The organism is Hymenobacter sp. CRA2 (assembly GCF_002007105.1).
Taxonomy (GTDB): Bacteria; Bacteroidota; Bacteroidia; order Cytophagales; family Hymenobacteraceae; genus Solirubrum.
In genome coordinates, this window is the sequence record NZ_MVBC01000002.1 from 369,803 (window position 1) to 392,977 (window position 23,175).

Consider the following 23,175-nt stretch of genomic DNA (forward strand, 5'->3'; position numbering starts at 1 on the left):
ACGGCCCGCTGATCAGCGGGCCGTTGGCTTGTTGGTGCTGGCTCGTCGGTTATGTCAGACAAAGGACAACAGGCAGTTTCTCCGGTTGTCAGGCCTGCGTGGGCTGTTTGACGATGGTAGTAGCCGCGGCTTGAGCCCCGGCCAGAATGGTCACTTCCGATATCGTCACGTGCGGCGGCCGCGTCACCATGAACTGAATGACTTCGGCCACGTCTTCCGGCCGCAGCGGCTCAAAGCCCTTGTACACGCCGGCCGCCCGCTCCGTGTCGCCCTTGAAGCGCACCTCCGAAAACTCGGTTTCCACCGCACCGGGGTTGACCTCAGCCACCCGAATGCCCAGGCTGATCAAATCCAGCCGCATGCCCTTGCTCAGCGAAGCCACGGCGGCCTTGGAAGCGCAGTACACGTTACCGTTGGCGTAGGCCTCGTGCCCGGCAATGGAGCCGATATTGACGATGAAACCGCTGCGGCGCTCCTGCATGACGGGCAGCACGGCGTGCGTCACGTTCAGCAGCCCGCGCACGTTGCTGTCCAGCATCAGGTCCCAGTCGCTGGGGTCGCCGCTCTGAATGGGTGCCAGACCGTGGGCATTGCCGGCGTTGTTCACCAGCACATCCACGTTGCGAAATTCCTCCGGCAGGGCCGCCACGGCCGCCAGCACAGCTGACCGGTCGCGCACGTCGAAGGTGAGCAGGTGTACCGGCGTGCCGCTCAGCTGCGCGGCCAGTTCCTCCAGCCGCTCGCGGCGACGCCCGGTGATAACCAAACGAAAGCCGGCTTGCGCCAGCGCCACAGCCGTAGCCCGGCCAATACCGGACGAGGCCCCGGTAATCAGAGCAGTTTTCATCTATTAAATGGTTAAATGGCTGTCTGGTTGAATGGTTGGTCGTTCTAACTGCTACAGTTCAGAACCACTACCCATTCAACCAGACAGCCATTTGACAATCAAAAACTATTCAAACGTGAGGTACAGCGTCACCGTGTTGGTGCGGATGCGCTGAAAGCTGGTGGAGTAGATGTCATTGCCGGGCTTCGATAAGTTGCTCAGTCCGTGTGAGAAGCGCAGCTCGGGGGCAAACTTGAAGAACGGGTAAAACAGGTCCAGCCCCACCCCGTACTCAATGGCAAAATCGGCGTTGCCTACCTGCATCTGGCTGCGCTCGGGGTCTTTCTTGCGGTTGCCCACGTTGAAGCTGGGCCGCACACCGCCCACCATGTACACGCGCGTATTGCGCCGCCGGTCCGATTTGAACTTGATCAGCAGCGGCAGGTCTATCTGGGTCGAGCCGATTTCCTGGTCCTGCACCGAATCCGGAGCCGCGCCCACTTTCTTAAACTCCACCTGCCGCGTCAGAAACGACACGCCGGGCGTGAAACGCAGGTTCCAGTAGTCGGCCAGGCGCACGTCGCCCACAAAGCCGACGGCGAAGCCCGGGCTCATCTTGGCGTTGGCCGAAATGCCCGTGCCGCCGCGCAGCCGGTCTACGTAGGCCTGCGAATGCTCCAGGCGGTAGCGCGAGGCGTTCAGCCCGATGTAGAAGCCCGGGTGAAACCACTTATCGTCGTAGCCGGTGAGGTTGTCGACGGTCACGGACTTTACCTGCCCGTTTTTACCGCGCTTGGCGCTGGTATAGCTTTTTTTCTGGGCCAGGGCCGCGGCCGGTAGCCCCAGCAGGGCTAGCAGGAGCAGGCGTAGCCTCATTTGGTGGCGGTGTAGATGGAGCTGATGCCGAAGGTAAGCGGTTGCCATTGCGGAGAAGTAAAGCCGACCTCCTTCAGGATGGTCAGAAAATCCGGGCCGTCGGGAAACGCCTGCACCGATTCGGGCAGGTACGTGTACGCCGCGCGGTCCTTGGAAATCAATTTGCCGAATACCGGCAAAATGTGCCGAAAGTAGAAGTTGTAGGCCTGCTTGAACGGAAATGCCCGAGGCTTCGAAAATTCCAGAATCACCACCTTTCCGCCCGGCCGCAGCACCCGGTGCATTTCGGCCAGGCCTTGGCGTAGGTTCTCGAAGTTGCGCACCCCGAATGAGGCCGTCACCGCGTCGAAAGCGTTGTCCTCAAAGGGCAGGTTTTCGGAGTCGCCGAGCTGCAGTTCCATGCGGTGGCCCAGGCCCCGCTCCCGCACCTTGCGGCGCCCCACTTCCAGCATGCCTTCCGAAATGTCGACGCCGGTGACATTCACCTTGTCGCCCAGCTTCAGGGTCTCGAAGGCAAAGTCGCCGGTGCCGGTAGCAATATCCAAAATGCGGCTCGGGTGCAGCTGTTTCAGCTCGCCCACGGCCTTGCGGCGCCAGTAGATATCGGTACCGGCACTCAGGAAGTGGTTCAGAAAGTCGTACTTCCCCGCGATGCTGTTGAACATCTGCGCTACCTGCGATTTTTTGCCGGTGGGGTCGTCTTTGTAGGGTACTACGGTCATGGAGAGAAGGTGCGGTACAAACGGCCGAACGGGCCGCAAATTGCCCAAATAGAACGGCCCCGCCCGCATAATGTTAAAAAAAACGGGCCGGACTTATGGTCCGGCCCGTTTTCAGGAGTGCCCGCGGGGGCTAGTCGTTCTTGGTTTTCACCTTGGTCTTGTCGCCGGTGGCGTCTTTGGCTTTGCCGTCCAGTTCCCCGTTTTTGGTCGTGGTCTTGGTCTTTTCGCCGTTCGGAGCCTCGGTTTTGATCTTCACCTTGTCGCTGTCTTCGTCCACCTTGGTTTTCACCTTGGTGCCGTCGGCGGCTTTGGCTTTGGTCTTGCCGGGCTGCAGCGGAGCCGTGGTGCGGCCCGAGGTGCCCGTGGTAGAAGTACCCGTGCCGGTGGTAGTGGAGCTACCCGTACCGGTACCTGCGCCAGCACCGCCGGCGCCATTGGTCATCACGTCTTGCAGGGTCTGGCCTTCCTGCAGTACCGGGCGGAATTCCACGCGGCGGTTCAGCTGCATGTTCTCCGGCGAATCGTTCGGGGCAGCCGGGCGACGCTCGCCGTAGCTTACCGTCACCATGCGGGTCTGCGTGATGCCGTTCTTCTTCAGATAGTTGAAGGCCGAGTTAGCACGGTTCTGACCCAGTACCATGTTGTACTCGTCGGTGTTGCGCGAGTCGCAATGGCCTTCGATGGAGATGTTCAGACCGGGGTTGGCCTTCAGCACCGTCGCCACGTTGTTCAGCTCACGCACCGACTCGGGGCGCAGGTTGTACTTGTCCGTGTCGAAGTAGATGTTCTTCAGACCCAGACCGGCAATGCTGGTCGTGTCAACGTAGTTGATGTAGAAGTTCTTGGTGATGGTGGTCGAATCATCCGTTACCACCGGCACGGCAAACTCCTGCGTCTCGATCTGCTTGCCGTCCTTCGACAGGGCGACCTGGTACGAGCGGCCCGAGAGCACCGTCACCTGGTAGTTGCCCGAGTCGGGCTTGGTCACGTCGCGGAAGCTGATAGCCGTCTTGTCAGCGGTCTGGCCGTTAAACACCAGCTCTACACCCGGAATCACCGTCGTGCTGTCGCGCGAGGAGAAGACCTTACCGCGGATGTTGACGTTCTTGATGTAGTTGATGGTGTAGATATCCTTCTCCCCGTAGCCACCGATGCGGTAGGACGAGAGGTAGGCGTACGAACCATCCGGCGACAGGCGGTAGTAGGTGTCGTCGTCCGGGGTGTTCACGGGGTAGCCCATGTTCTCCACGGCGCCCCACTTGCGGCCGATCGAGTCGTAGGTCGACTTGAAGATGTCGTAGCCGCCCATGGTGTTGTGGCCGCGCGACGAGAAGTACAGCGTTTTGCCGTCGCGGCTCAGGTACGGGCTATCGTCGTCAAACTTGGTGTTGATCGGGCCCGGCAGCTGCTTGGCTGGTCCCCAGTCGCCACCCGGCTGGCGGGTCGCGTAGTAGATGTCCAGCGTGTTGTCTTCCGAGTACTTGCTCGTCGAGAAGTAAATCGTCAGGCCGTCCGGCGTGATGAAGGCATCCGACTCAAACGCTTTCGAGTTGATGTTGCCGTTCAATTTCTTGGGCGCCGTCCAGTCCGTGCCGCTGCGCTCCGAGTAGAAGATGTCGCCGTTTTCGTCCTGGCGGTACATCAACATTTTGGTATCGTTGTCGAATACCTGGATGGAAGCGTCGTGGCCTTTGCCGTTCAACGAGCCCGACAAGGAACGGGGCTTCTCCCACTCGTCTTCGTTGATGCGCTTGGCTTCGAAGATGTCCTCGTAGTACTCGCCGTCGGCGGCCACGTTGCCCTTGCCTTTGCTGGATTTGTCGTCGCCGGCGTTGGAGCCGGTTACGTTTTCCGAGCGCGAGGTGAAGAGCAGCATCTTGTCATCCGACGAAATCACGGGGCTGTGCTCCGAGTACGACGTGTTGATGGTCGGCCCGAGGTTCTTCACGAAGATGTCCTTGGGCGAGTTGAACTGCACTTTGGCGTTCTTGGCGTGCTGAATCAGCTGGCCGATCTGCGCCTTGCGGGTGTCCTTCTTCTTCAGCGTGGCATTGTACGCCTGGAAGTGGGTGATGGCCTCGTCGAAGTTGTAGTTCAGGTGGTCTACGCGGCCCAGCCAGTACTCCACATCTTTCGACACCTTCGGCTTCAGCTTCTGGGCTTTGTAGATGTAGTCGCTGGCTTTTTCCTTGTCAAAGGACATGTACGAGATGCCGGCGCGGAACAAAGCCAGAGCGTTGTTGGGCTCTTTGGCCAGTACTTGTTCGTAGAATGGGATGGCAGCCCGGTAGTTCTCTTGGTCGAAGAACTTGTTCGCCGTTTTCAGTTGCTTTCGGGTGCTTTGGGCCATCGAAGGCTGAGCCACCGCAGCGGTCAGTGCCATAGCAACCGAGGCCTGTAGTAACCTTCTGACGAAGTTGTCCATTGGAAGGGGAGTTTGGAATAAGGAGTTGCAGAGAAGGGAAGTTGCGTTTTGCGGCGGCACCCCGCTAAAATGGGGCCAAGGGCAGCAAAAGCGTCCCTATATACTCAAAACACGACCCAAGGTTAGTTCGCCGCTGGGGTAATTTTATCAACACGTGCTTTTCAGATGAAATATCCGCAGTGTCGATTAGCACCTCAGAAACGCTCAAATCGAGGTTAAGCGCGGTCAAAGATAAAAATTTTATAATACGACCTTCGTCGCATCCTATCCTTGGGGTCCGGGTGCCGGATTTTCCAATCGTTTTGCCGGCTGCAAAAAGTTGAAAATATCCACTATGAGCCGCACAAATATAGAAGCGCAATAATAATTGCAAACGGAATGGAAAGAAATTTAATACGAACCCAGAAAAAATAGGACTCAAAATTGGTAAGCGGCGCTGCGCTACTTTTGCGGGCATAAATTTCTTTTCCCGGCCCCCTGAATATGCTCATTCGAGACGCCCGTTTTCTGACCAGCAATACGGAAGTTGCCAAGTGTCCGCCGGCCACGCTGCCCGAATACGCCTTCATTGGCCGTTCCAACGTCGGCAAATCGTCCTTAATTAATATGCTGACGGGGCGCACGGCATTGGCCAAAACCTCGTCGCTGCCGGGTAAAACACAGCTGATCAATCATTTCCTTATTAATGAGGAATGGTACCTGGTGGACTTGCCGGGCTACGGCTACGCGCGGGTCAGCAAAGAATCCCGCGCCAAATGGGGCAAAATGATTCGCGCGTATTTATCCAAGCGCGAAAACCTGAGCTGCGTAATGGTGCTGATCGACTCGCGCCTGCCCCCACAGAACGTTGATCTGGAGTTCATTAACATGCTCGGCGAAATGGGCGTGCCCTTCGTGCTGGTATTTACCAAGAGCGACAAGCAGTCGGGCGGGCGCACGCAGCAAAACGTGCAGGTATTTCTCGATAAGATGGGCGAAACGTGGGAGGAGCTGCCGCGCTGGTTTGTGACCTCGGCCACCGAGCGCAACGGCCGCGACGAGCTGCTGGGCTTCATCGAGGAGGTCAACGGGCAGCTACGCGAAGCGGACGGGAATGCGTAGATTGGCAGCGTAATTGCCAGGCATCAGCGCCGCTCGCAGTTTTCTTATTATCCTCTTCTCTCCTCCTGATTACCCATGAAAAAAACCACCTTCGCGCTGGCAATGGCCCTGATGGCGCTGGCGGCTGCTCCGGCTCTGGCGCAGCAGAAAGTGAAAGTAAAAACCAAGACCGAGGGCGACGCCCCGGCTCCTGACGCGCCCGCCGCGCAAGGCCAGGACCCGGTAACAAAAATTGCAACGGCCGCGCCCAAGGCCATTCCTGTAGCCGAGTACTACGAAGGCGGGCAGGAGGCCATGTACGAATTCATCTATAAAGAGCTGAAGTACCCGCTGCTGGCCCGCCGCAACCGCATTCAGGGCACCTGCATCGTGAGCTTTACCCTGAACCCCGACGGCACCATGAGTGGGGTGAAGCTGGTGAAGCAAGTGGGCGGTGGCACCGGCGAAGAAGCGCTGCGCCTGGTGAAGCTGCTGCAGTTCAAGAAGCCGGAATACCCCATCCTGACCAGCCTGCCCATCTCGTTCAAAATCGGCCCGGCCGGCGCTAACACCGCCGAGTAGGCTTCTTTTTTCCATTCCCTTTCTTCCCGTTCCTATGCCCTACGACCTGAGGGAAATTGCCGCCATCAGCGGTATGCCCGGCCTCTACCGCCTCGTGCGCCCCGCCAACAACGGCGTGCTGGTGGAAACCCTGGACCCGCAGGCCCGCCGCTCGGTGGCTTCGGCCCGCAACAAAGTTTCGCTGTTGCACGAAATCAGCATCTACACCGAAGACCCGGACCAGACGGTGCCCCTGACGGAGGTGTTTGACCGCATTTACCAGAAATACGGCCAGCAGCTGCCCGTCACCAGCAAATCGGATGACACCGCCCTGACCTCGTTTCTCGGGGAAATCATTCCCGACTACGACCGGCAGCGCGTGTACCTCTCCGATATCAAGAAACTGGTGAACTGGTACAGCGCTGTTAGCAGCCGCCTCGAGTACCAATCGGCTGACGCGGCCACCGGCGACGAAGCCGCCGCCCAAGCCGAGGAGACCGACGCCACGACCGATACGCTGAGCACCGCTGGCGCCGTGCCTGACCAGAGCACCACCTCTGGCGACGACGCCGACGGCAGCCCCGAAGCAGCGTCGGACGACAAGTCCAAGGGCAGCAAGAAAGCTGAGTAGCACGGCCACAATTCTTACCCAACAAAAAGCCCCGCTGAGCTATCAGCGGGGCTTTTTGTTGGATGCCTGACGGATTCCGGTTAGGCTTGTTCGTCTACCGGCACGGCCGAAGATTCTTTGGTCAGAAATTCTTCGGCTTTGTCCACGAGGTCGGTCGAGCCAATGTAGAACGGGCACCGCTCGTGCAGGGAGGTGGGCTCCATTTCGAGCAGGCGCTTGGTACCGTTGCTGGCTTTGCCGCCGGCCTGCTCCACGATGAAAGCCAGGGCATTGCACTCGTACATCAGGCGCAGCTTGCCCTTGGGCGACTTGGCCGTGGCCGGGTAGATGTAAATGCCGCCTTTCAGCAGGTTGCGGTGAAAATCGGCCACGAGCGAGCCGATGTAGCGGGCCGAGAAGTTCTGGTCCTTGCAGTACTGCACAAACTGCTTCACGCCTTCGGAGAAGGAGTTGGCGCTGCCTTCGTTGATGGAGTAGATACTGCCGGACTGGGGCGTGGTGATGTTGGGGTGCGAGAGGAAGAATTCGCCCAGCGAGGCTTCGTAGGTAAAGCCGTTGACGCCGGCGCCGGTGGTGTACACCAGCATGGTGCTCGAACCGTAGATGATGTAGCCGGCCGCTACCTGGTGCACGCCTTTTTGCAGGCAGTCTTCCTGAGTGCCCTCCTGCCCGATGGGTGACTGGCGGCGGTAGATCGAGAAGATGGTGCCGATGCTCACGTTCACGTCGATGTTCGACGAGCCGTCCAAAGGGTCGATGGCCACCACGTACTTGCCCTGGTTTTTGCCGGTCTGGATCATGTCCTCCTCCTCTTCGGAGATGACCGTGCACACCTCGCCGCCGTTGCGCAGGGCGCGAATGAAGCGGATGTTGGCAATAACGTCGAGCTTCTGCTGCTCTTCGCCCTGCACGTTTTGCTGGCCGTAAGCGCCGGTAACGTCGATCAGGCCCGAGCGGTTGATTTCGCGGTTGACGATTTTGGCCGCCAGAGCAATGTCGCGCAGCAGTTGCGACAACTCGCCGGTGGCGTACGGGAAGTCCTCCTGCTTGCGCATGATAAACCGGTCGAGGGTGGTGCCGACCGGCAGCGCGAGGCGGTCCTGGTGATGATCCATAGCAGTGGGAAAGTGAGAAAATAGCGGGAACAGGGGTAACAAAACTACGTGATTTGGACCCGCTTTCTACTTTTACGCCATGCAATCTTCGCACCCGCTCCGCGTATACAAGTTCGGGGGCGCCTCCGTCAAGGACGCTGCCGCTATAAAAAATCTGCAACAAATCCTGCGGCAAAATCCTGATGGACAACCGCTCGTAGTGGTGGTGTCGGCCATGGGCAAAACCACCAACGCGCTGGAGCACATTTTCCATCTGGCGCATTCGGGCCAGGATTATTCCGCTCCGCTGGCCGAACTGCGGCGCTTTCACCTGGAAGCGGCCAATGGCCTGCTGCCGGCGGCGTCGCTGGACGCGTCGGGCGTGCCGAAATGCGGCGAGGGCAGCGGCGCGCTGGCCTACCTGCTGCAGGAGCTGGGCGACCGGCTGGCCACGCTTACCAAGGGCGAGTACGACCGGCAGTACGACCAAGTGGTGAGCTTCGGCGAACTGCTGGCCACCTGCATCGTGGCGGCGGCCACCGGGGCGCAGTGGCTGGATGTGCGCCCGCTCATCCGCACCGACCACAGCTGGCGCGAAGGGCGCGTGGACTGGGCCACTACCGAGCGCAACGTGCGCGACCAGCTGTTGCCGCTGCTGCCCAAAGGCGTGGTGCTGACGCAGGGCTTTCTGGGCGGCACGGCCAGCGGGCAAACCACGACCCTCGGCCGCGAAGGCTCCGACTACACGGCCGCCATCCTGGCTTACTGCCTGAATGCCGAGTCGGTGACCATCTGGAAGGATGTGGCCGGGCTACTGAACGCCGACCCCAAAATCTTCCCAAATACGGTGCGTTACCCGGAAATCAGCTACCAGGAAACCATCGAAATGGCCTATTACGGGGCCTCCGTTATTCACCCCAAAACGATAAAGCCCCTGGCCGTGCGGCGCATTCCGCTGTACGTGAAGTCGTTTGTGGATTCGGCGGCCGAGGGCACCAAGATTCACGACTGCAAGCACCCCGCGCTGGCCCCGGCCCTGATTCGAAAAACCGACCAGTGCCTGATTTCCTTTGAATCGAAGGACCTCACGTTTATTTCGGAGGAAAACCTGGAGGTCATTTTTGGCGCGCTGGCGCAAGCCCGGCTGAAAATCAACCTGATGCAGAACTCAGCTATCAGCTTCTCGGTGTGCACCGACTGGCACGAGTACCGCCTGCGCAAGCTGCTGGAACAGCTTCGCGAGCAGTTTATCATTTACTACAACACCCGGCTGGAGCTGTACACCATCAAGAACTACACGCCCGAGGCTATTGGCGAGCTGACGCAGGGCCGCGAGCTGCTGCTGGAGCAGCGCACGCGCCAGACGTTTCAGTTCGTGAGCCAGGTGCGGTCGTAGGATTAGGGGCTGCGAGCATAGGCCGGCGCCCCACGTAAGCGCGCCTTCACCTGTGGCGGTGCCGACGCGGGCCCGGCTTCACTGTCTCGCTTTCCTCTCTGCCCTGATCAAACCTTTTTGGCCGGCTCACGCTTATACGCGTACCTTTGCTGCGGAGAATCATTCCTATCTGTGAGTACATCCCCCCCTTTGTCGGCCCCCAGCCGTGACCAGCTGCACCAGCTCCTCACCGGGGCCGGGCTGCGGGCCACCCAGCAGCGCATGGCCATTCTGGAGGCGTTGCTGACCCTGCCCGGGCACCCCACGGCCGAGCAGGTATTCCGCTGCGTGCGGCCTGAGCACCCCACGGTGTCATTGGGCACCGTATACAAGGCGCTGGATTCATTTGTGGGCGCCGGCCTGCTCAAGCGCGTAGCCGATGCCGACGGCACCCGCCGCCGCTACGACACGGACTGCAGCAACCACCACCACCTGGTCTGCCAGGACACGCAGGAAATCATCGATTACTGCGACCCGAAGCTGGACCAGCTGCTGCAGGAATTTTTCGCCACCCGGGGGTTCGAGCACTTTCAGCCTCGCTCCTTTTCTCTGCACATCACGGGCGTGCGCAAATAGTAAAACCCTGGCGTTGAAGGCATTTGCCCGGCTGGCTTGCTCCATTCCGCGGCTACCTCGCCGTATACCATCCGGAGGATCACCTAACTACCTCGCGCCCACCCTTTTCTTTGTCATCCATCACCCAAACCCACTTACAATGGCAGTTCTCGTAGGCAAGCGTGCCCCCTCGTTCAAGGCTACGGCCGTAATTGACGGCGAATTCGAAGAGGATTTCTCCCTCGACCGTTACCTGGGCAAGAAGCACGTTATCTTCTACTTCTACCCGGCCGACTTCACCTTCGTTTGCCCCACCGAAATCATCGCGTTCCAGGATCAGCTGGCCGAATTTGAAGCTAAAGGCGTAGCCATCGTGGGCTGCTCCACCGACTCGCACTTCTCGCACTTCGCGTGGCTGAGCACCCCCCGCGACAAAGGCGGCATCGAGGGCGTGACCTACCCGCTGGTGGCCGATGCAACCAAGACCATTGCGGCCAACTACGACGTACTGGGCGGCCACTACGACTACAACGAAACCGGCGAAATGACCTTCGTAGGCTCGCCCGTAGCTTACCGCGGCCTGTTCCTGATCGACAAGGACGGCATCGTGCGTCACCAGCTGGTGAACGACGGTCCGCTGGGCCGCAGCATCGACGAGGCCATGCGCCTGGTGGATGCCCTGCAGTACTTCGAGAAAAACGGCGAAGTGTGCCCCGCCAACTGGGAAGAAGGCAAAGAGGCTATGTCGGCTACCCGTGAGGGCGTGGCCAACTACCTGGCCAAGCACGCTTAAGCAACACTAATGCCCCGAGGCCGCACTCGGGCAGCTCGCTTAAAACCAACAACCCCGGCCCTAACTGGTCGGGGTTGTTGGTTTTAATAGGCTCTTTATCCTCGGCTACGAGGGCGAAAAACAGGAGCTGCATGCCCGAGGCAGCCCGGCACCTGGCGTTTGTTGGCCCTCATCAAAGTTGACAGCCGTGTCAATAACTACCTTTGGGCCTCTTTTCTCTTTTGCCTTGGTTTTCCTTTATTCTCTGGCCGTGCGCCTCTACGGCCTGCTCCTGCGCCTGGTAGCGCCATTTGTTCCGAAGGCGAAGCAGTGGGTAGACGGCCGCCGCGGCCTGCTGCCGCGCATCGCCCAGGCCCTGGCGGCCGATGCGGCGCCCCGCATCTGGATGCACTGCGCTTCGCTGGGCGAGTTTGAGCAGGGCCGGCCCCTGCTGGAGGCCCTGCGCCGGGATTATCCCCGGCACAAGCTGGTGCTGACGTTCTTCTCCCCCTCCGGCTACGAGGTGCGCAAGGACTGGCCCGGCGCCGACCACATCTACTACTTGCCGCTTGACACGGCCGCCAATGCCCGCGCCTTCGTGGTGACGGTGCGGCCCGAACTGGCCATCTTCGTCAAGTACGAATTCTGGTACCACTTCCTGGCCGAGCTCAAGCGGCAGCGCGTACCGACTATTTGCGTATCGGCCATTTTCCGGCCCGAGCAGGTGTTTTTCAAGCCATGGGGCGGCTTCTTCCGCCGGGTGCTGCAGCAGCTCACGCACATCTTTACCCAGGATCAGGCTTCGGCCGAACTGCTGGCCAGCATCGGCGTGCCGCAGGCGACGGTGGCCGGCGACACCCGCTTCGATACGGTAGTGGCCACGGCCGCGGCACCGGCGCGCGAGCTGCCGGTGGTGGCAGCTTTCGTGGCCGATGGGGCGCCGGTGCTCGTCGCCGGCAGCGTGTGGCCGCCCGACGTGGACGTGCTGACGCCCAGCATGCAGCGCTGGGCCGGGCAGATTCGGTTTGTGGTAGCGCCGCACGAAATCAGCGAGGAGCACTTGCAACAGGTGGACGCCGCCGTGCCGGGCCAAGTGCTGCGCTACTCCCAGGCCACCCCGGCCACGGCCGCCGCGGCCCGCGTGCTGCTCATCGACAACATCGGGCTGCTGCGCGAGCTGTACCGCGTGGGCAGCCTGGCTTACATCGGCGGAGCCTTCGGCAAGGGGCTGCACAACACGCTGGAAGCCGCCGCGTTCGGCATGCCGCTGCTCTTTGGGCCGCGCTACGAGAAATTCCGCGAAGCCCGCGACCTGGTAGCGCGCAAAAACGCCTTCGTGGTGCACTCCGCCGCCGACGCGGAGCCGCACATAGCCGCGCTGCTGACCGATACGGCGCGCTACGCGCAGCTCAGCGCCGAAGCCCGCGCCTACGTACAGCAGCAAGCCGGCGCCACGGCGCGCATTCTGCGCTCAATTGGTGAATTTGTAAAATTGTGAAGTTGTGAATTACACCTTTTCTCCTGAGTCAGCGGCCGCGCGTATCCTTCCTACTTTCACCATTTCACCACCTCACAACTTCACCTTTGCCCCATGACCGGAACCGTCGTCAAATCTACCGGCTCGTGGTACGTGGTGCGCGACCACGCCACCCTGCACCTGCACCGCTGCCGCCTGCGCGGCCGCTTCAAGCACAAGGGTCTGAAAGTGAGCAACCCGCTGGCCGTGGGCGACGTGGTGGCGTTTGAAACCGACGAAACCGGCGACGCGGGCACGGGCATTATCGACCACATCGAGCCGCGCCGCAACTACATCATCCGCCGCTCGGTGCACAAGGCCGAGCACGCCCACATCGTGGCCGCCAACCTGGACCAGGCGCTGCTAGTGGTAACGCTGGCGTCGCCGGCCACTTCCTTCGGGTTTATCGACCGGTTTCTGGTCACGGCTGAGGCCTACAGCATTCCGGCCACGTTGATTTTCAACAAAGTCGACATCTACGAGGAAGAGCTGATGGAGTACCTCGGGCAGATTCAGAACATGTACCAGCGGACCGGCTACCCCACCCTGCGCAGCTCGGCGCACACCGGCGAGGGCGTGGCCGACATCGACGCGTTGCTCGACGGCAAGACCACGCTGCTATCCGGCCACTCGGGCGTGGGCAAGAGTACGCTTATCAACGCCTTGGTACCCGATCTGGACCTGAAAACCGCCGAAATCAGCGAGTATTCCGACAAAGGGCGGCACACCACCACCTTCGCCGAAATGCTGGAGGTGCGCCCCGGCACCTACCTCATCGACACGCCCGGCATCAAGGAGCTGGGGCTGGTGGACATGAAAAAGGGCGAGCTGGCCCACTTCTTCCCCGAAATGCGCGCCCTGCTCAACCAGTGCCGCTACCACAACTGCCGCCACGTGGAGGAACCCGGCTGCGCCGTGCGCGAAGGCGTGGAAAAGGGCCGCATAGCCCTGCCGCGCTACGACAGCTACCTGAGCATGCTGGCCGACGAGGACAACCGGCGCTAACCGGGCGGCGTCGGGCACAACCCCGGCCGCGCTGCACACGAATACAACAGCGCCGCCCCTTCCCCGACGTACCACGATGAAAGAACCTATTGCCTTCATTGGCCTGGGCCAAATGGGCCTGGCCATGGCCACCAACCTGCAGCTGGCCGGCTATCCGCTAACGGTGTACAACCGCACGGAGGAAAAAGCCGCCCCGCTGCAGGCCCGCGGTGCCCGCCTGGCCCCGACGCCCGCCGACGCCGTGCGCGAAGCCCGCATCGTGCTGAGCATGGTCACCGACGACGATGCCCTGATGGAGCTGACCACCGGGCCCGACGGCATCCTAGAGGGCCTGCCGGCCGGCGCCGTGCACGCCTCATGCAGCACGGTGGCGCCGGGCACCAACGCCGAGCTGGCCCGGGCCCACGAGGAACACGGCTCCCACCTGGTGGCCGCGCCGGTGTTCGGGCGGCCCATCGTAGCGGCCAACGGGCAGCTGTGGGTGTGCCTGGCGGGAGCAGCGGAAGCCAAGGCCCGGGTGGCGCCGCTACTGCCCTTTTTCAGCCAAGGCTCCTTCGACCTGGGCGAAGACGTGGCCGCGGCCAACGTAGTGAAGCTTTGCGGCAACTTCATGCTCGGCGCGGCCATCGAAGCCATGGCGGAGGCCTTTACGCTGGCCGAAAAAAGCGGTGTGAGCCGGCACCAGATTTACGACATCATGACCACCACGATGTTCAACAGCCCGGCCTACCGCGGCTACGGGCGCATGATTGCCGACGAGGACTACAAACCGGCCGGCGCGGCGCCGTTTCTGCTGCAGAAAGACCTACGCCTGACCCTGGCCGAAGCCCGCGACAAGCACGTGCCCATGCCCGTGGCCACTATTATCCTGGACCACCTCACGGCCACGGTCGCCCGCCACGCCAGCGCCGACGAGGACTGGACGTCTTTTGCCCGACGGATTTCGGAAGGCGCCGGCCTAGCTCATTAACGGCCCCATACGCGCGGAGCCACGACTTTAGAGTCGTGGCTCCGCTGTTTTTACTCCGCATCAGTTGGAGCCGCCGTTGGGAAGTTGCCCGTGGCTTACACCTACTTATTACTTAAGTGGCGCCGCGACTTCCGGAGGCGTAGCCCCACGCGTTAGCGCTTAGTCGTTCGGGGGCAGCAGCACTTTGTCGATGACGTGGATGATGCCGTTCTTCGACACTACGTCGCTGGTCTTCACGTTGGCGCCGTTTACCGTCAGTTGGTCGCCGTGCACCCCGATTTTGATTTTGTGGCCTTCCAGGGTGGTCAGCTCCTGCCCATCGCGCAGGTCGAGGGCCAACAGGCGGCTGGGCAAAATGTGGTAGCCCAGCAGGCCGGTGAGCTTCTCCTTGCCTTCGGGTTTGGTTAGGCCAGCCATGGCGCCGTAGGGCAGGTTTCCGAAAGCGGCATTGGACGGGGCGAAAATGGTATACGGCCCCTCGCCGTCCAGCTTCGCGGCCAAGTCAGTGCGCTGAACGGCCAAGCGCAGCTGGCTCAGCTCAGGCGAGGCGTCGAGGTTGGCGGCCAGCGTTTTGTCGGGCGTGAGGGCGGCACCGCCCACTTCCACGCCGCCGCTCTTGCCCATACGCAGCGAGTCGGAGCTGGCGTCGGGGTCGTAGGCGGTTGAGTCGGCGACGGTGGCGCCGGTGCCGGCTTCGGCGTTTTCAGTTTCGACGGGCTGGGAATTGCAGGCCGCCAGCAGCGGCAGCAGCGCCAACAGGGGCAGGAAGCGGTTACGCATAGGGTTCAGATTGGGGTAGCAAAGCTAGCAGACGCAAGTACCGGCGCCAAGGTTGGCGCGGTACTCACTCAGCTGGTTTGTAACGAACCCTTGATGCATCGGCCCTCGTAAAGGGCTACTTTTGTACCCACGCAGCCCTGCTTGGGCTGTTTCTTCCAATCCCTTCCGCATTTTCCCATGAAGACTGCCGAAATCCACACCAACAAAGGGGTGATGAAGGTCGAGTTCTACGAACAAGACGCCCCCAACACCGTGAAGAACTTCACCGACCTGGCTCAGAAGGGCTTTTACGACGGGCTGAAGTTTCACCGCGTCATTCCGAACTTCGTGATTCAGGGTGGCTGCCCCAACTCCCGCGACGGCGCCAAGGGCGCGCCCGGCACCGGCGGCCCTGGCTACAAGATTCCCTGCGAGCTGAACGGCGGCAACCAGTACCACGACCGCGGCGTGCTCTCGATGGCCCACGCCGGCCGCAACACCGGCGGGTCGCAGTTCTTTATCTGCCACTCGCGCGACAACACGGCCCACCTCGACCGCAACCACACCGTGTTCGGCAAGGTGGTCGAAGGCCTGGAGGTTATCGACCAGATCAAGGCGAACGACACCATCGACAAAATCGTGGTGAACGAAGCCTAAGGCCGACCTACCGCAATCAAAAAGCCCCGTAACGTTGCCGTTACGGGGCTTTTTGCATCTGGCCTGCCTTCCACCAAAACCCAAACCCTTCTCCTTCGTTGGGTGGCTGGCAGGCCCGGGGTGCCCTGGCCGCGGGCTTAGCGGCGAGGGCCTTACGCTAGGCAAACATGTGTGGCGGTACCGCCGCTGCTTCCATTCCCATCCCCACAGCGGCGGCCTGCCTACGACAACTAGCGTTTTGCGAAAATCCAGCGCGTGCTGGGTTTGTATCGGGTTAAAAAGCAATGGTTGAGAGCGTATCGCGGGGCGTTCGGCCCGTTGAACATGACAAAGGTGCGGCGGCCCGGGGGCATGGCGCCGGAAGTTTTGCCCAACGGACGCTGGGGCTGTGCGAACGGGGCCGCTGGCTTAGCCAATGCCGGCCGGGCCAGCGGCAGCGCCTTTGCCAGCAAAGCCGTAGCTTGCTAGCTCTTACGGCGCAACCAGCACCTGCGCTACTACGTTGCGAAAAGCAATTTCCCGATCTTGCGAGGAAGTAAGGCTGGCCACGGCACATATGCCGGGCTTTTTACCCTCTATTTCCTTGTGCCCGGTACCCCATGCCTGAACTGACTGCCTCGCCCCTACCGGCTCATCCTACCGAAGACCTGCTGCAAACGTTGCTCGACGTTTCGCACTCGGGCCTGGTGTTGCTGATGCCTGTGTGGGGACGCGAAGCCGGCGCGGCGCCCATCGATTGGGTGGTGCAGCGCCTGAACCCGGCTGCGCAGTGGCAGCTTGGCTTATCAGCTCAGCCGCATACCTCCCTGCTTCAGCGCTTTCCCGACGCGGGCCAGGACGGCCTGCTTTATTTCTGCCACGCAGCGTACGCCGCCGAGCCGCCGCGGCCCTTTACCACGCGCTACCTCCCGGCGGGCTTTAGCACCGAACTCATGCTTTCGGCGCAACGCAGCGGCGAGCAACTGGTCGTGAGCGTATTTGCGCCGCCCGGCAGCGCGCCGGATGCCCCGACAGTGCCCGGCGCGGCCGAGCAGCAGCCGGCCCGGCACCCGTCCGAAGCCACCAGCATCGCGCCGGCCTGGGCCTGGGAGCACCAGCAGATGCTAACGCGCAACGAGGAACTGCAGGCGCAGAATCAACAGCTACACACCACCAATCATACCCTGCGCGCGGCCACCGCCGCGGCCGAAGAAGCCCAGGACGCGGCAGAAAACGCGCGGGCCTTGCTGCAGTCGGTACTGGCCCAGGCGCCCGTGGCCATTGGCTTGTTTCAGGGCCCGGACCAGGTCATTGCGGCGGCCAACGAGCAGCTGTGCGCCATGTGGGGCTACGAGGCCAGCCAAGTGCTGGGCCGGCCGCTGCTGCTGGCCGTGCCCGAGTTGCGCAACCAGGGGTTTGCCGAGCTCATTGCCCAGGTAGCCCGCACGCGCCAGCCCTTCGTAGGCACCGAACTACCCGCCTGCCTGCGCCATAACGGCCAGCTAGTAACGCGGTATTTTAACTTCGTGTTCCAGCCGCTGCTGACTGCGGCCGGGGAGCTGCTGGGCGTGCTCGACATTGCCATCGACGTGACGGCGCAGGTGCAGGACCGGCAGCAGGTGCAGAACCTGAACGAAGAGCTGGCCGCCACCAACGAGGAGCTGCGGGTCACCAACGAAGAGCTGTTTGCCAACAACGCCGAGCTTCTGCAGGCCCAGCAGGAACTTAAGCAACTGGCCCAGGTGCTGGAAGACCGCGTGCAGGAGCGCACCGGGCAGCTGCGGGAGGCCCTGGAAGAAACCGAGCAGCAGCGCGAACGGCTGCGGGAGCAGCAAGGGCTGCTGCGGCAAATCCTGTGGCAGGTGCCCGCCGCCATTGCCACCCTCAACGGCCCCGAACACCGCTATTCCTTCTTCAACGCCAGCTACCAGGCGCTGACCGGCGGCCGCACCCAGCTGGCCCTGACGGTAGCCGAAGCCCTGCCGGAAGTGCTGGCGCAGGGCTTTGTGGGCTGGCTGGACGAAGTGTACCGCACCGGGCAGCCCTTTACGGGCACCGAAACGCCCGTCGAGCTTTATAACCCGACGACCGGCCAGCTGGAACTGCGCTACATCGACTTCATCTACCAGCCGCTGACCGACAACCAGGGGCGCACCACCGGCATTCTGGCCTTTATCATCGACTCCACGGAGAAGGCCCGGTCCCGGACGGCCATTGAAGCCAGCACCCGGCAGATTCGCCTGATGAGCGACGCGCTGCCGGTACTCATCAGCTACCTCGACCAGGAAGAGCGGTACCGGTTTGCCAACCGGGCGTACGAAACGTGGTTTGATATAAAAGTCGACGAGCTGATCGGGCGCTCGGCGCGGGATGTTATCGGCGAGAAGGCCTACGCGGGTGTGCAGCAGTACATCCGCCGGGCGCTGGCGGGCGAGCGGCTCTCCTTCGACGCCCGCATGCCCTACCGCGAAGGGTTCGTCAAGCACATCCGGACCGATTACATCCCCGACATCCGCGACGGGAAAGTAGAGGGCTTTTATTCGCTGGTCAGCGACGTGACCGAGCAGGTGAAAGCCCAGCAGCAGGTAGCCACTGCCAACGAGCAGCTGCGCACCACCAACTCCAACCTCGACGCGCTCAACCAGCAGCTGCGGCGCACCAACGTCGACCTGGACAACTTCATCTACACCGCCTCGCACGACCTGAAGTCGCCCATTACCAACATCGAAGGACTGCTGCACGCGCTGACCGAGCACCTGCCCGCCGAGGTCATAAGCGAGGAGCAGGTGCAGCACATTCTGGAGCTGATGCAGCACTCCGTGGACCGCTTCAAGCGCACCATCGACTACCTCACCGACGTGAGCAAGCTGCAGCAGGAGTACGCGCAGCCCACCGAGCCGGTGGCGCTGGCCGGGGTGGTGGAAGATGTGCGCCAGGACTTGCTGCCCCTGCTGCAGGAAGCCGACGCCCACCTGCACGTCGACGTAGCCGGCTGCCCTACCATTTCCTTCTCCCCCAAGAACCTGCGCTCAGTGGTGTACAACCTGCTCAGCAACGCCCTGAAGTATCGTCACCCCGAGCGGGTGCCGGAAGTGCGCATCAGCTGCCAGCGCACCGCCGAGCACCATTTGCTGCAGGTGCAGGACAACGGGCTGGGCCTCGATGAGTCCCAGCGCGGCCGCATTTTCGGTATGTTTCAGCGGCTGCACGCCCACGTGGAGGGCTCGGGCATCGGGCTGTACATGGTCAAGAAAATCGTGGAAAACGCGGGCGGCAGCATCACCGTGGAAAGCCAGGCCGGCGAAGGCAGCACCTTTACCGTAGCCTTCCCGCTGGCCCTGACGGAGCACGCTTAAGCTGCTGCACCACGCCGGATGGACAAGCAAAAAGGCCCGAAGCAGTATTGATTCGGGCCTTTTCAGCGTTAGCTCTTACGCGTCCGTTTAGCGACGGCGGCGCTTGCGCGACTGGTACTCATCGTCCTCGTCGTCATCGTCGCCCGAGCCGAAGGAGGGCATGGTGAACATAGACGAGAACAGGTCCTTGAACTGCGTGCCCGCGGTGAGGCGGTTGCGCGAAATCAGGCTCATTTCGGCCATGCCGTGCAGGGCAAACTCCATCCAGAAGTAGGGGTCTTCCTGGAACATCTCGGCCGGGATGCTGGCCTTCACCAGGTCGCGCAGGCCGGGCACGGCGTCCAGGGCGGTGCGGTAATCGGCTTCGGAAGCGTCGTTGAGCACGTCCACGGAGTGGGTGCCGAACCAGTCCTGCACCTGCTTGTAGGGATTGGGCTTGTCCTTCTGCTTCTTGGCCTTTTCGGGGTCGGGGAAGTACTGCGTGAACTGGGTGCGCAGAGCCTTGCCCATCAGCTTCTCGGCCACGATGCCAGCGCCTTCCTGCTCGCCTTCGTACACCAGCTCCACCTTGCCGGTGATGGCGGGCACGGCGGCCATAAAGTCGGTTACGCGCACGCGGGTGCTGGTTTCGCCGTTGAGCAGGGCACGGCGCTCGGCGGCGGCAATCACCTGCTCATAAGCCGAGATGGTCAGGCGGGCCGACACGCCGGATTTGGCGTCGACGTACTCCGAGCCGCGGGCCTCAATGGCCACCTGCTCCACCAGGTCGTGAATCAGCTCATTACCCACTACCAGGCCACGTTGCGCCTCGGTGAGGCGCGCTTCCTGGCGGGTGATGCGCTTGCCGATGTCGATGGACTTGGGGTAGTGCGTGATGATCTGCGCGTCGATGCGGTCCTTGAGCGGCGTCACGATGGAGCCGCGGTTGGTGTAGTCCTCGGGGTTGGCGGTGAAGACGAACTGAATGTCCAGCGGCAGGCGCACCTTGAAGCCGCGGATCTGGATGTCGCCTTCCTGCAGGATGTTGAACAGCGACACCTGAATGCGGGCCTGCAGGTCGGGCAGCTCGTTGATAACGAAGATGCCGCGGTGGGCACGCGGAATCAGGCCGAAGTGAATCACGCGCTCATCCGAGTACGGCAGCTTGAGCGTGGCGGCCTTGATGGGGTCGGCGTCGCCGATGAGGTCGGCCACCGATACGTCGGGCGTGGCCAGCTTTTCGGTGTAGCGCTCATTGCGGTGCACCCAGGCAATGGGCGTATCGTCGCCCTTCTCGGCCAGCAGGTCCACGGCGTAGCGCGAGAGCGGCTGCAGGGGGTCATCGTTGAGTTCGGAGTCAGCCACCACGGGAATATACTCGTCGAGCAGGCCTACGAGCTGGCGGGCAATGCGCGTCTTGGCCTGCCCGCGCAGGCCGAGCAGGTTGATGTGGTGCATCGACAAGATGGCCCGCTGCAGGTCGGGAATTACCGTCTCGTCGTAGCCGTGGATGCCGGGGAAGGCGTTTTCGCGGCTGCGTAGCTTCTGGATAAGGTTGTCGCGGAGTTCTTCTTTAACCGAACGGGGCCGGTAACCCGCCGCCTTCAATTGGCCGAGGGTAGTGATTTGTTCGTGGTTCATCAGGGGCAGATAGGATTGGGAAGAAGGCTCCCTGCCAGCTAAACAGCGAAACCGGGCACGAGGTTCGGCAACTGTTGCGCGCTGCCTAGCTTTGTCGCTGCCGGCTTCGGGCCAGGCGCCGGTGCCACCGCCCAGCGGCTGGGTTATCCGCCTGCTACTTGCATCCAGATTCGCCCTATGTCCGTTTTCCCGACCCAGTATTCCACCTTATCCGCCCGGGCGCTGCAAGACTACGTGGCCGCCCGCTACGCGCTGCCGCTGCACGGCAGCCGCCTGCTGCTGCGCGGCGTCAGCGACACGTACCAGCTGGAAAGCGCTACGGCCAAATACATCTTTAAGGTATACCGCGCCGCGCACCGTTCCCGCGCCGAAATTGAGGGCGAAGTGGAGCTGCTCACTCGCCTGCACGCGCAGGGCGCATCGGTGGCCCCGCCCCTGCCCGATCAGCACGGCGCCCTGCTGCAGACCTTCGCCGCGGCCGAGGGGCCACGCCACGGGGTGCTGTTTGCCTATGCGCCCGGCAAAAGCCACTTCGACCTGAGCGAGGCGCAGCTGCGGACCGTGGGCACGGAAATGGCCCGCTTGCATCAGCTCACCGCCGGCCTACAGCTGAGCCAGCCGCGCCGCGGCTACGACCTGCGCACCACGCTGGCGGAGCCCCTGGCCCGGCTGGCCAGCGCCTTTACCGAGTACGAGTATCCCGAAGGGCTGGCTTACCTGCAGATTGCGGCTGAGCAAGCCCGGGCGCAGCTGGCCGACCTCGGCCCCGAGGCCTTCAGCTACGGCTACTGCCACTACGACCTACTACCGAAGAACTTTCACTTCGCCAGCGAAGACCAACTCACTTTCTTCGACTTCGACTTTGCCGGGCCGGGTTGGCTGGTCAACGACGTGATGACCTTCAAGGTGCACTACTTCCTGCACGTGTTCACCCGCCGCCTCAGCCCCGCTGAGGCCGAGCAAGCCTGGCAGCTGTTCCTGAGCAGCTACCGGGCCGTGCGCCCGCTTTCGGAGCCGGAACTGGCCGCCATCCCGGCCTTGGGCGTCGGCTTCTGGGTATTCTACCTGGCCTTTGCCTACGAGCATTTCGACGACTGGTCCAACACCTTTTTCGGGCCCCGCTACCTGCGGGAGCGGGTCGGCCTGATTCGGCAGTGGGTGGAGTGGCAGGGTGGCTTTGGCAGTGCGGCGCGGCCGTAAATGCTGGCTACACAGGTGCTAGCCTGATGACGACCAATCATCAATCCAGCACCTGCTTAGCACTGGCTTTCACATGATTATGCGGCTGACTGGCGTGGGCTGGCCGGGTACTTTTGCTTCGAGTACTCGCTTCCAACCTACCCTTTTCAGCTATGAAAAAAATCCTCCGAATCGTCGGCCTGCTGGTGGCCGGCCTGGTCTTCCTGGGCGCCTGCGCGGCTACCTTCGTGCAAGTGCGCGGCGTGCCGAGCTACGCGCTGCCCAAAGTCGCGGCGGCCCACATCGAGGCCACGCCCGAGCGGCTGCTGAAGGGCGAACAGATTGCCCTGAGCATCTGCGCCGATTGCCACCTCGACAAGCAAACCGGCCGGCTGAGCGGGCAGCCGCTGCGCGAGATTCCCGATCAGTTCGGGCGCTTTTACTCGGCCAACATTACCCAGGACAAGCGGCACGGCATCGGCAGTTGGACCGATGAGCAGCTGGTGGCCCTGCTACGTACCAACATCGGCCCCGACGGGCGCCTGCGCGTCATTATGCCCAACTTCGGCCGCCTTTCCGACGAGGACTTGGCCAGCGTAATTACGTTTCTGCGCTCCGGCAGCCCGCTGGTCCAGCCCCACCCGGCGGCCTCGCGCCCGCAGGAGCCCAGTTTCTTTGGCAAGGTGCTGGCCAACACGGTGCTGGGCCCGAAGCCCATGCCTACGGCAGCCATTGCCCACCCCGATACCGCCAACGAGGTGGAGCTAGGCCGTTACCTGGTGCTGGCCCGCTACAAGTGCTACGACTGCCACTGCAAGGACGGGCTGAAGATTGACGGCGAAAACCCCGAGCGCACCGAGGGCTATATGGCCGGTGGCACGGAAATCATGGGCGAAAACCACCAGAACCTCTACACCCGCAACCTCACGCCCGACGCGGAAACCGGCATCGGCGACTGGACCGAGGCGCAGTTTGTGCAGGCCATGAAGTACGGGGCCTCGCCGCATGGGCCGTTGCGCTACCCCATGCCCAAGTATTCGCGGGTGCCGGACCCCGAGGCCAGGGCCATTTTTGCTTACCTGCGTACGCTGCCGGCCATTCATAACGCCACGCCCGAAGACGGCCCGGAAGGTGTAGCCGCCGTGGCCAACCGCTGA

At 62.2% G+C, this 23,175-nt stretch carries 20 protein-coding genes; 13 read left to right on the forward strand and 7 right to left on the reverse strand.

The genetic code is table 11. The features are described from left to right. Positions 1–88: 88 nt before the first annotated feature. The 4 genes from B0919_RS05315 to B0919_RS05330 all read right to left on the reverse strand — a co-directional run bounded on the left by B0919_RS05315 (position 89) and on the right by B0919_RS05330 (position 4,807). A complete protein-coding gene (locus B0919_RS05315; protein WP_078011179.1) occupies positions 89–847 on the reverse strand; it encodes an SDR family NAD(P)-dependent oxidoreductase in 759 nt (252 codons plus the stop codon). A 105-nt stretch (positions 848–952) separates the two neighbouring features. Then, positions 953–1,702: a porin family protein gene (locus B0919_RS05320; protein WP_176132861.1), complete on the reverse strand. Its 750-nt coding sequence runs from the start codon at positions 1,700–1,702 to the stop codon at positions 953–955. Continuing rightward, positions 1,699–2,424: a bifunctional demethylmenaquinone methyltransferase/2-methoxy-6-polyprenyl-1,4-benzoquinol methylase UbiE gene (gene ubiE, locus B0919_RS05325; protein ID WP_078011181.1), complete on the reverse strand. Its 726-nt coding sequence runs from the start codon at positions 2,422–2,424 to the stop codon at positions 1,699–1,701. Before ubiE ends, B0919_RS05320 begins: the two co-directional genes overlap by 4 nt. Positions 2,425–2,554: 130 nt before the next feature. Continuing rightward, positions 2,555–4,807: an OmpA family protein gene (locus tag B0919_RS05330; protein WP_254846484.1), complete on the reverse strand. Its 2,253-nt coding sequence runs from the start codon at positions 4,805–4,807 to the stop codon at positions 2,555–2,557. Positions 4,808–5,332: 525 nt separating this feature from the next. Here B0919_RS05330 and yihA point away from each other — a divergent pair. From yihA to B0919_RS05345, 3 genes are all read left to right on the forward strand, one after another. Then, complete coding sequence (gene yihA / locus B0919_RS05335; protein WP_078011182.1) at positions 5,333–5,950, forward strand: ribosome biogenesis GTP-binding protein YihA/YsxC; 618 nt, start codon at positions 5,333–5,335, stop codon at positions 5,948–5,950. A gap of 75 nt (positions 5,951–6,025) precedes the next feature. Further along, positions 6,026–6,511, forward strand: a complete 486-nt coding sequence (locus B0919_RS05340; protein ID WP_078011183.1) for an energy transducer TonB — start codon at positions 6,026–6,028, stop codon at positions 6,509–6,511. A gap of 34 nt (positions 6,512–6,545) precedes the next feature. Beyond that, entirely contained in the window at positions 6,546–7,121 is a 576-nt protein-coding gene (locus B0919_RS05345) for a DUF5606 domain-containing protein (protein WP_078011184.1), read from the forward strand. 80 nt (positions 7,122–7,201) lie between these two features. Here B0919_RS05345 and fbp read toward each other — a convergent pair whose 3' ends face one another. After that, on the reverse strand, positions 7,202–8,236 hold the full coding sequence (fbp, locus tag B0919_RS05350; protein ID WP_078011185.1) for a class 1 fructose-bisphosphatase: 1,035 nt from the start codon (positions 8,234–8,236) through the stop codon (positions 7,202–7,204). Positions 8,237–8,315: 79 nt separating this feature from the next. Here fbp and B0919_RS05355 point away from each other — a divergent pair, with 79 nt between their 5' ends. The 6 genes from B0919_RS05355 to B0919_RS05380 all read left to right on the forward strand — a co-directional run bounded on the left by B0919_RS05355 (position 8,316) and on the right by B0919_RS05380 (position 14,468). Further along, the gene (locus B0919_RS05355; RefSeq protein ID WP_078011186.1) at positions 8,316–9,611 is read left to right on the forward strand and encodes an aspartate kinase; all 1,296 of its coding nucleotides are present in this window, start codon (positions 8,316–8,318) and stop codon (positions 9,609–9,611) included. Between the two features lie 171 nt (positions 9,612–9,782). Continuing rightward, the gene (locus B0919_RS05360) at positions 9,783–10,226 is read left to right on the forward strand and encodes a Fur family transcriptional regulator (protein ID WP_139361923.1); all 444 of its coding nucleotides are present in this window, start codon (positions 9,783–9,785) and stop codon (positions 10,224–10,226) included. Between the two features lie 139 nt (positions 10,227–10,365). Then, the gene (locus tag B0919_RS05365) at positions 10,366–10,998 is read left to right on the forward strand and encodes a peroxiredoxin (RefSeq protein ID WP_078011188.1); all 633 of its coding nucleotides are present in this window, start codon (positions 10,366–10,368) and stop codon (positions 10,996–10,998) included. Between the two features lie 226 nt (positions 10,999–11,224). Beyond that, positions 11,225–12,475: a 3-deoxy-D-manno-octulosonic acid transferase gene (locus tag B0919_RS05370; protein WP_078011189.1), complete on the forward strand. Its 1,251-nt coding sequence runs from the start codon at positions 11,225–11,227 to the stop codon at positions 12,473–12,475. 93 nt (positions 12,476–12,568) lie between these two features. Next, entirely contained in the window at positions 12,569–13,498 is a 930-nt protein-coding gene (rsgA, locus tag B0919_RS05375; protein WP_078011190.1) for a ribosome small subunit-dependent GTPase A, read from the forward strand. Positions 13,499–13,574: 76 nt separating this feature from the next. Then, positions 13,575–14,468, forward strand: a complete 894-nt coding sequence (locus tag B0919_RS05380; RefSeq protein WP_078011191.1) for an NAD(P)-dependent oxidoreductase — start codon at positions 13,575–13,577, stop codon at positions 14,466–14,468. Positions 14,469–14,627: 159 nt separating this feature from the next. On the opposite strand, the gene B0919_RS05385 is transcribed toward B0919_RS05380, so the two are convergent. Next, a complete protein-coding gene (locus B0919_RS05385) occupies positions 14,628–15,248 on the reverse strand; it encodes a fasciclin domain-containing protein (RefSeq protein WP_078011192.1) in 621 nt (206 codons plus the stop codon). A 177-nt stretch (positions 15,249–15,425) separates the two neighbouring features. On the opposite strand from B0919_RS05385, the gene B0919_RS05390 reads away from it, so the two are divergent. Both B0919_RS05390 and B0919_RS05395 read left to right on the forward strand, forming a co-directional pair. Next, the gene (locus B0919_RS05390) at positions 15,426–15,884 is read left to right on the forward strand and encodes a peptidylprolyl isomerase (protein WP_078011193.1); all 459 of its coding nucleotides are present in this window, start codon (positions 15,426–15,428) and stop codon (positions 15,882–15,884) included. A 599-nt stretch (positions 15,885–16,483) separates the two neighbouring features. Beyond that, positions 16,484–19,219 carry a PAS domain-containing protein gene (locus B0919_RS05395; protein ID WP_078011194.1) on the forward strand — a complete coding sequence of 912 codons (2,736 nt, stop codon included), beginning with the start codon at positions 16,484–16,486 and terminating at the stop codon, positions 19,217–19,219. Positions 19,220–19,306: 87 nt separating this feature from the next. Here the strand turns inward: B0919_RS05395 and B0919_RS05400 are convergent, their stop codons facing one another. Further along, positions 19,307–20,839: a sigma 54-interacting transcriptional regulator gene (locus B0919_RS05400; protein ID WP_078011195.1), complete on the reverse strand. Its 1,533-nt coding sequence runs from the start codon at positions 20,837–20,839 to the stop codon at positions 19,307–19,309. A 177-nt stretch (positions 20,840–21,016) separates the two neighbouring features. On the opposite strand from B0919_RS05400, the gene B0919_RS05405 reads away from it, so the two are divergent. Together B0919_RS05405 and B0919_RS05410 are read left to right on the forward strand one after the other, a co-directional pair. Continuing rightward, on the forward strand, positions 21,017–22,039 hold the full coding sequence (locus B0919_RS05405) for a phosphotransferase enzyme family protein (protein WP_078011196.1): 1,023 nt from the start codon (positions 21,017–21,019) through the stop codon (positions 22,037–22,039). A gap of 152 nt (positions 22,040–22,191) precedes the next feature. After that, positions 22,192–23,175, forward strand: coding sequence for a c-type cytochrome (locus B0919_RS05410; RefSeq protein WP_078011197.1), 984 nt, complete (start codon positions 22,192–22,194; stop codon positions 23,173–23,175).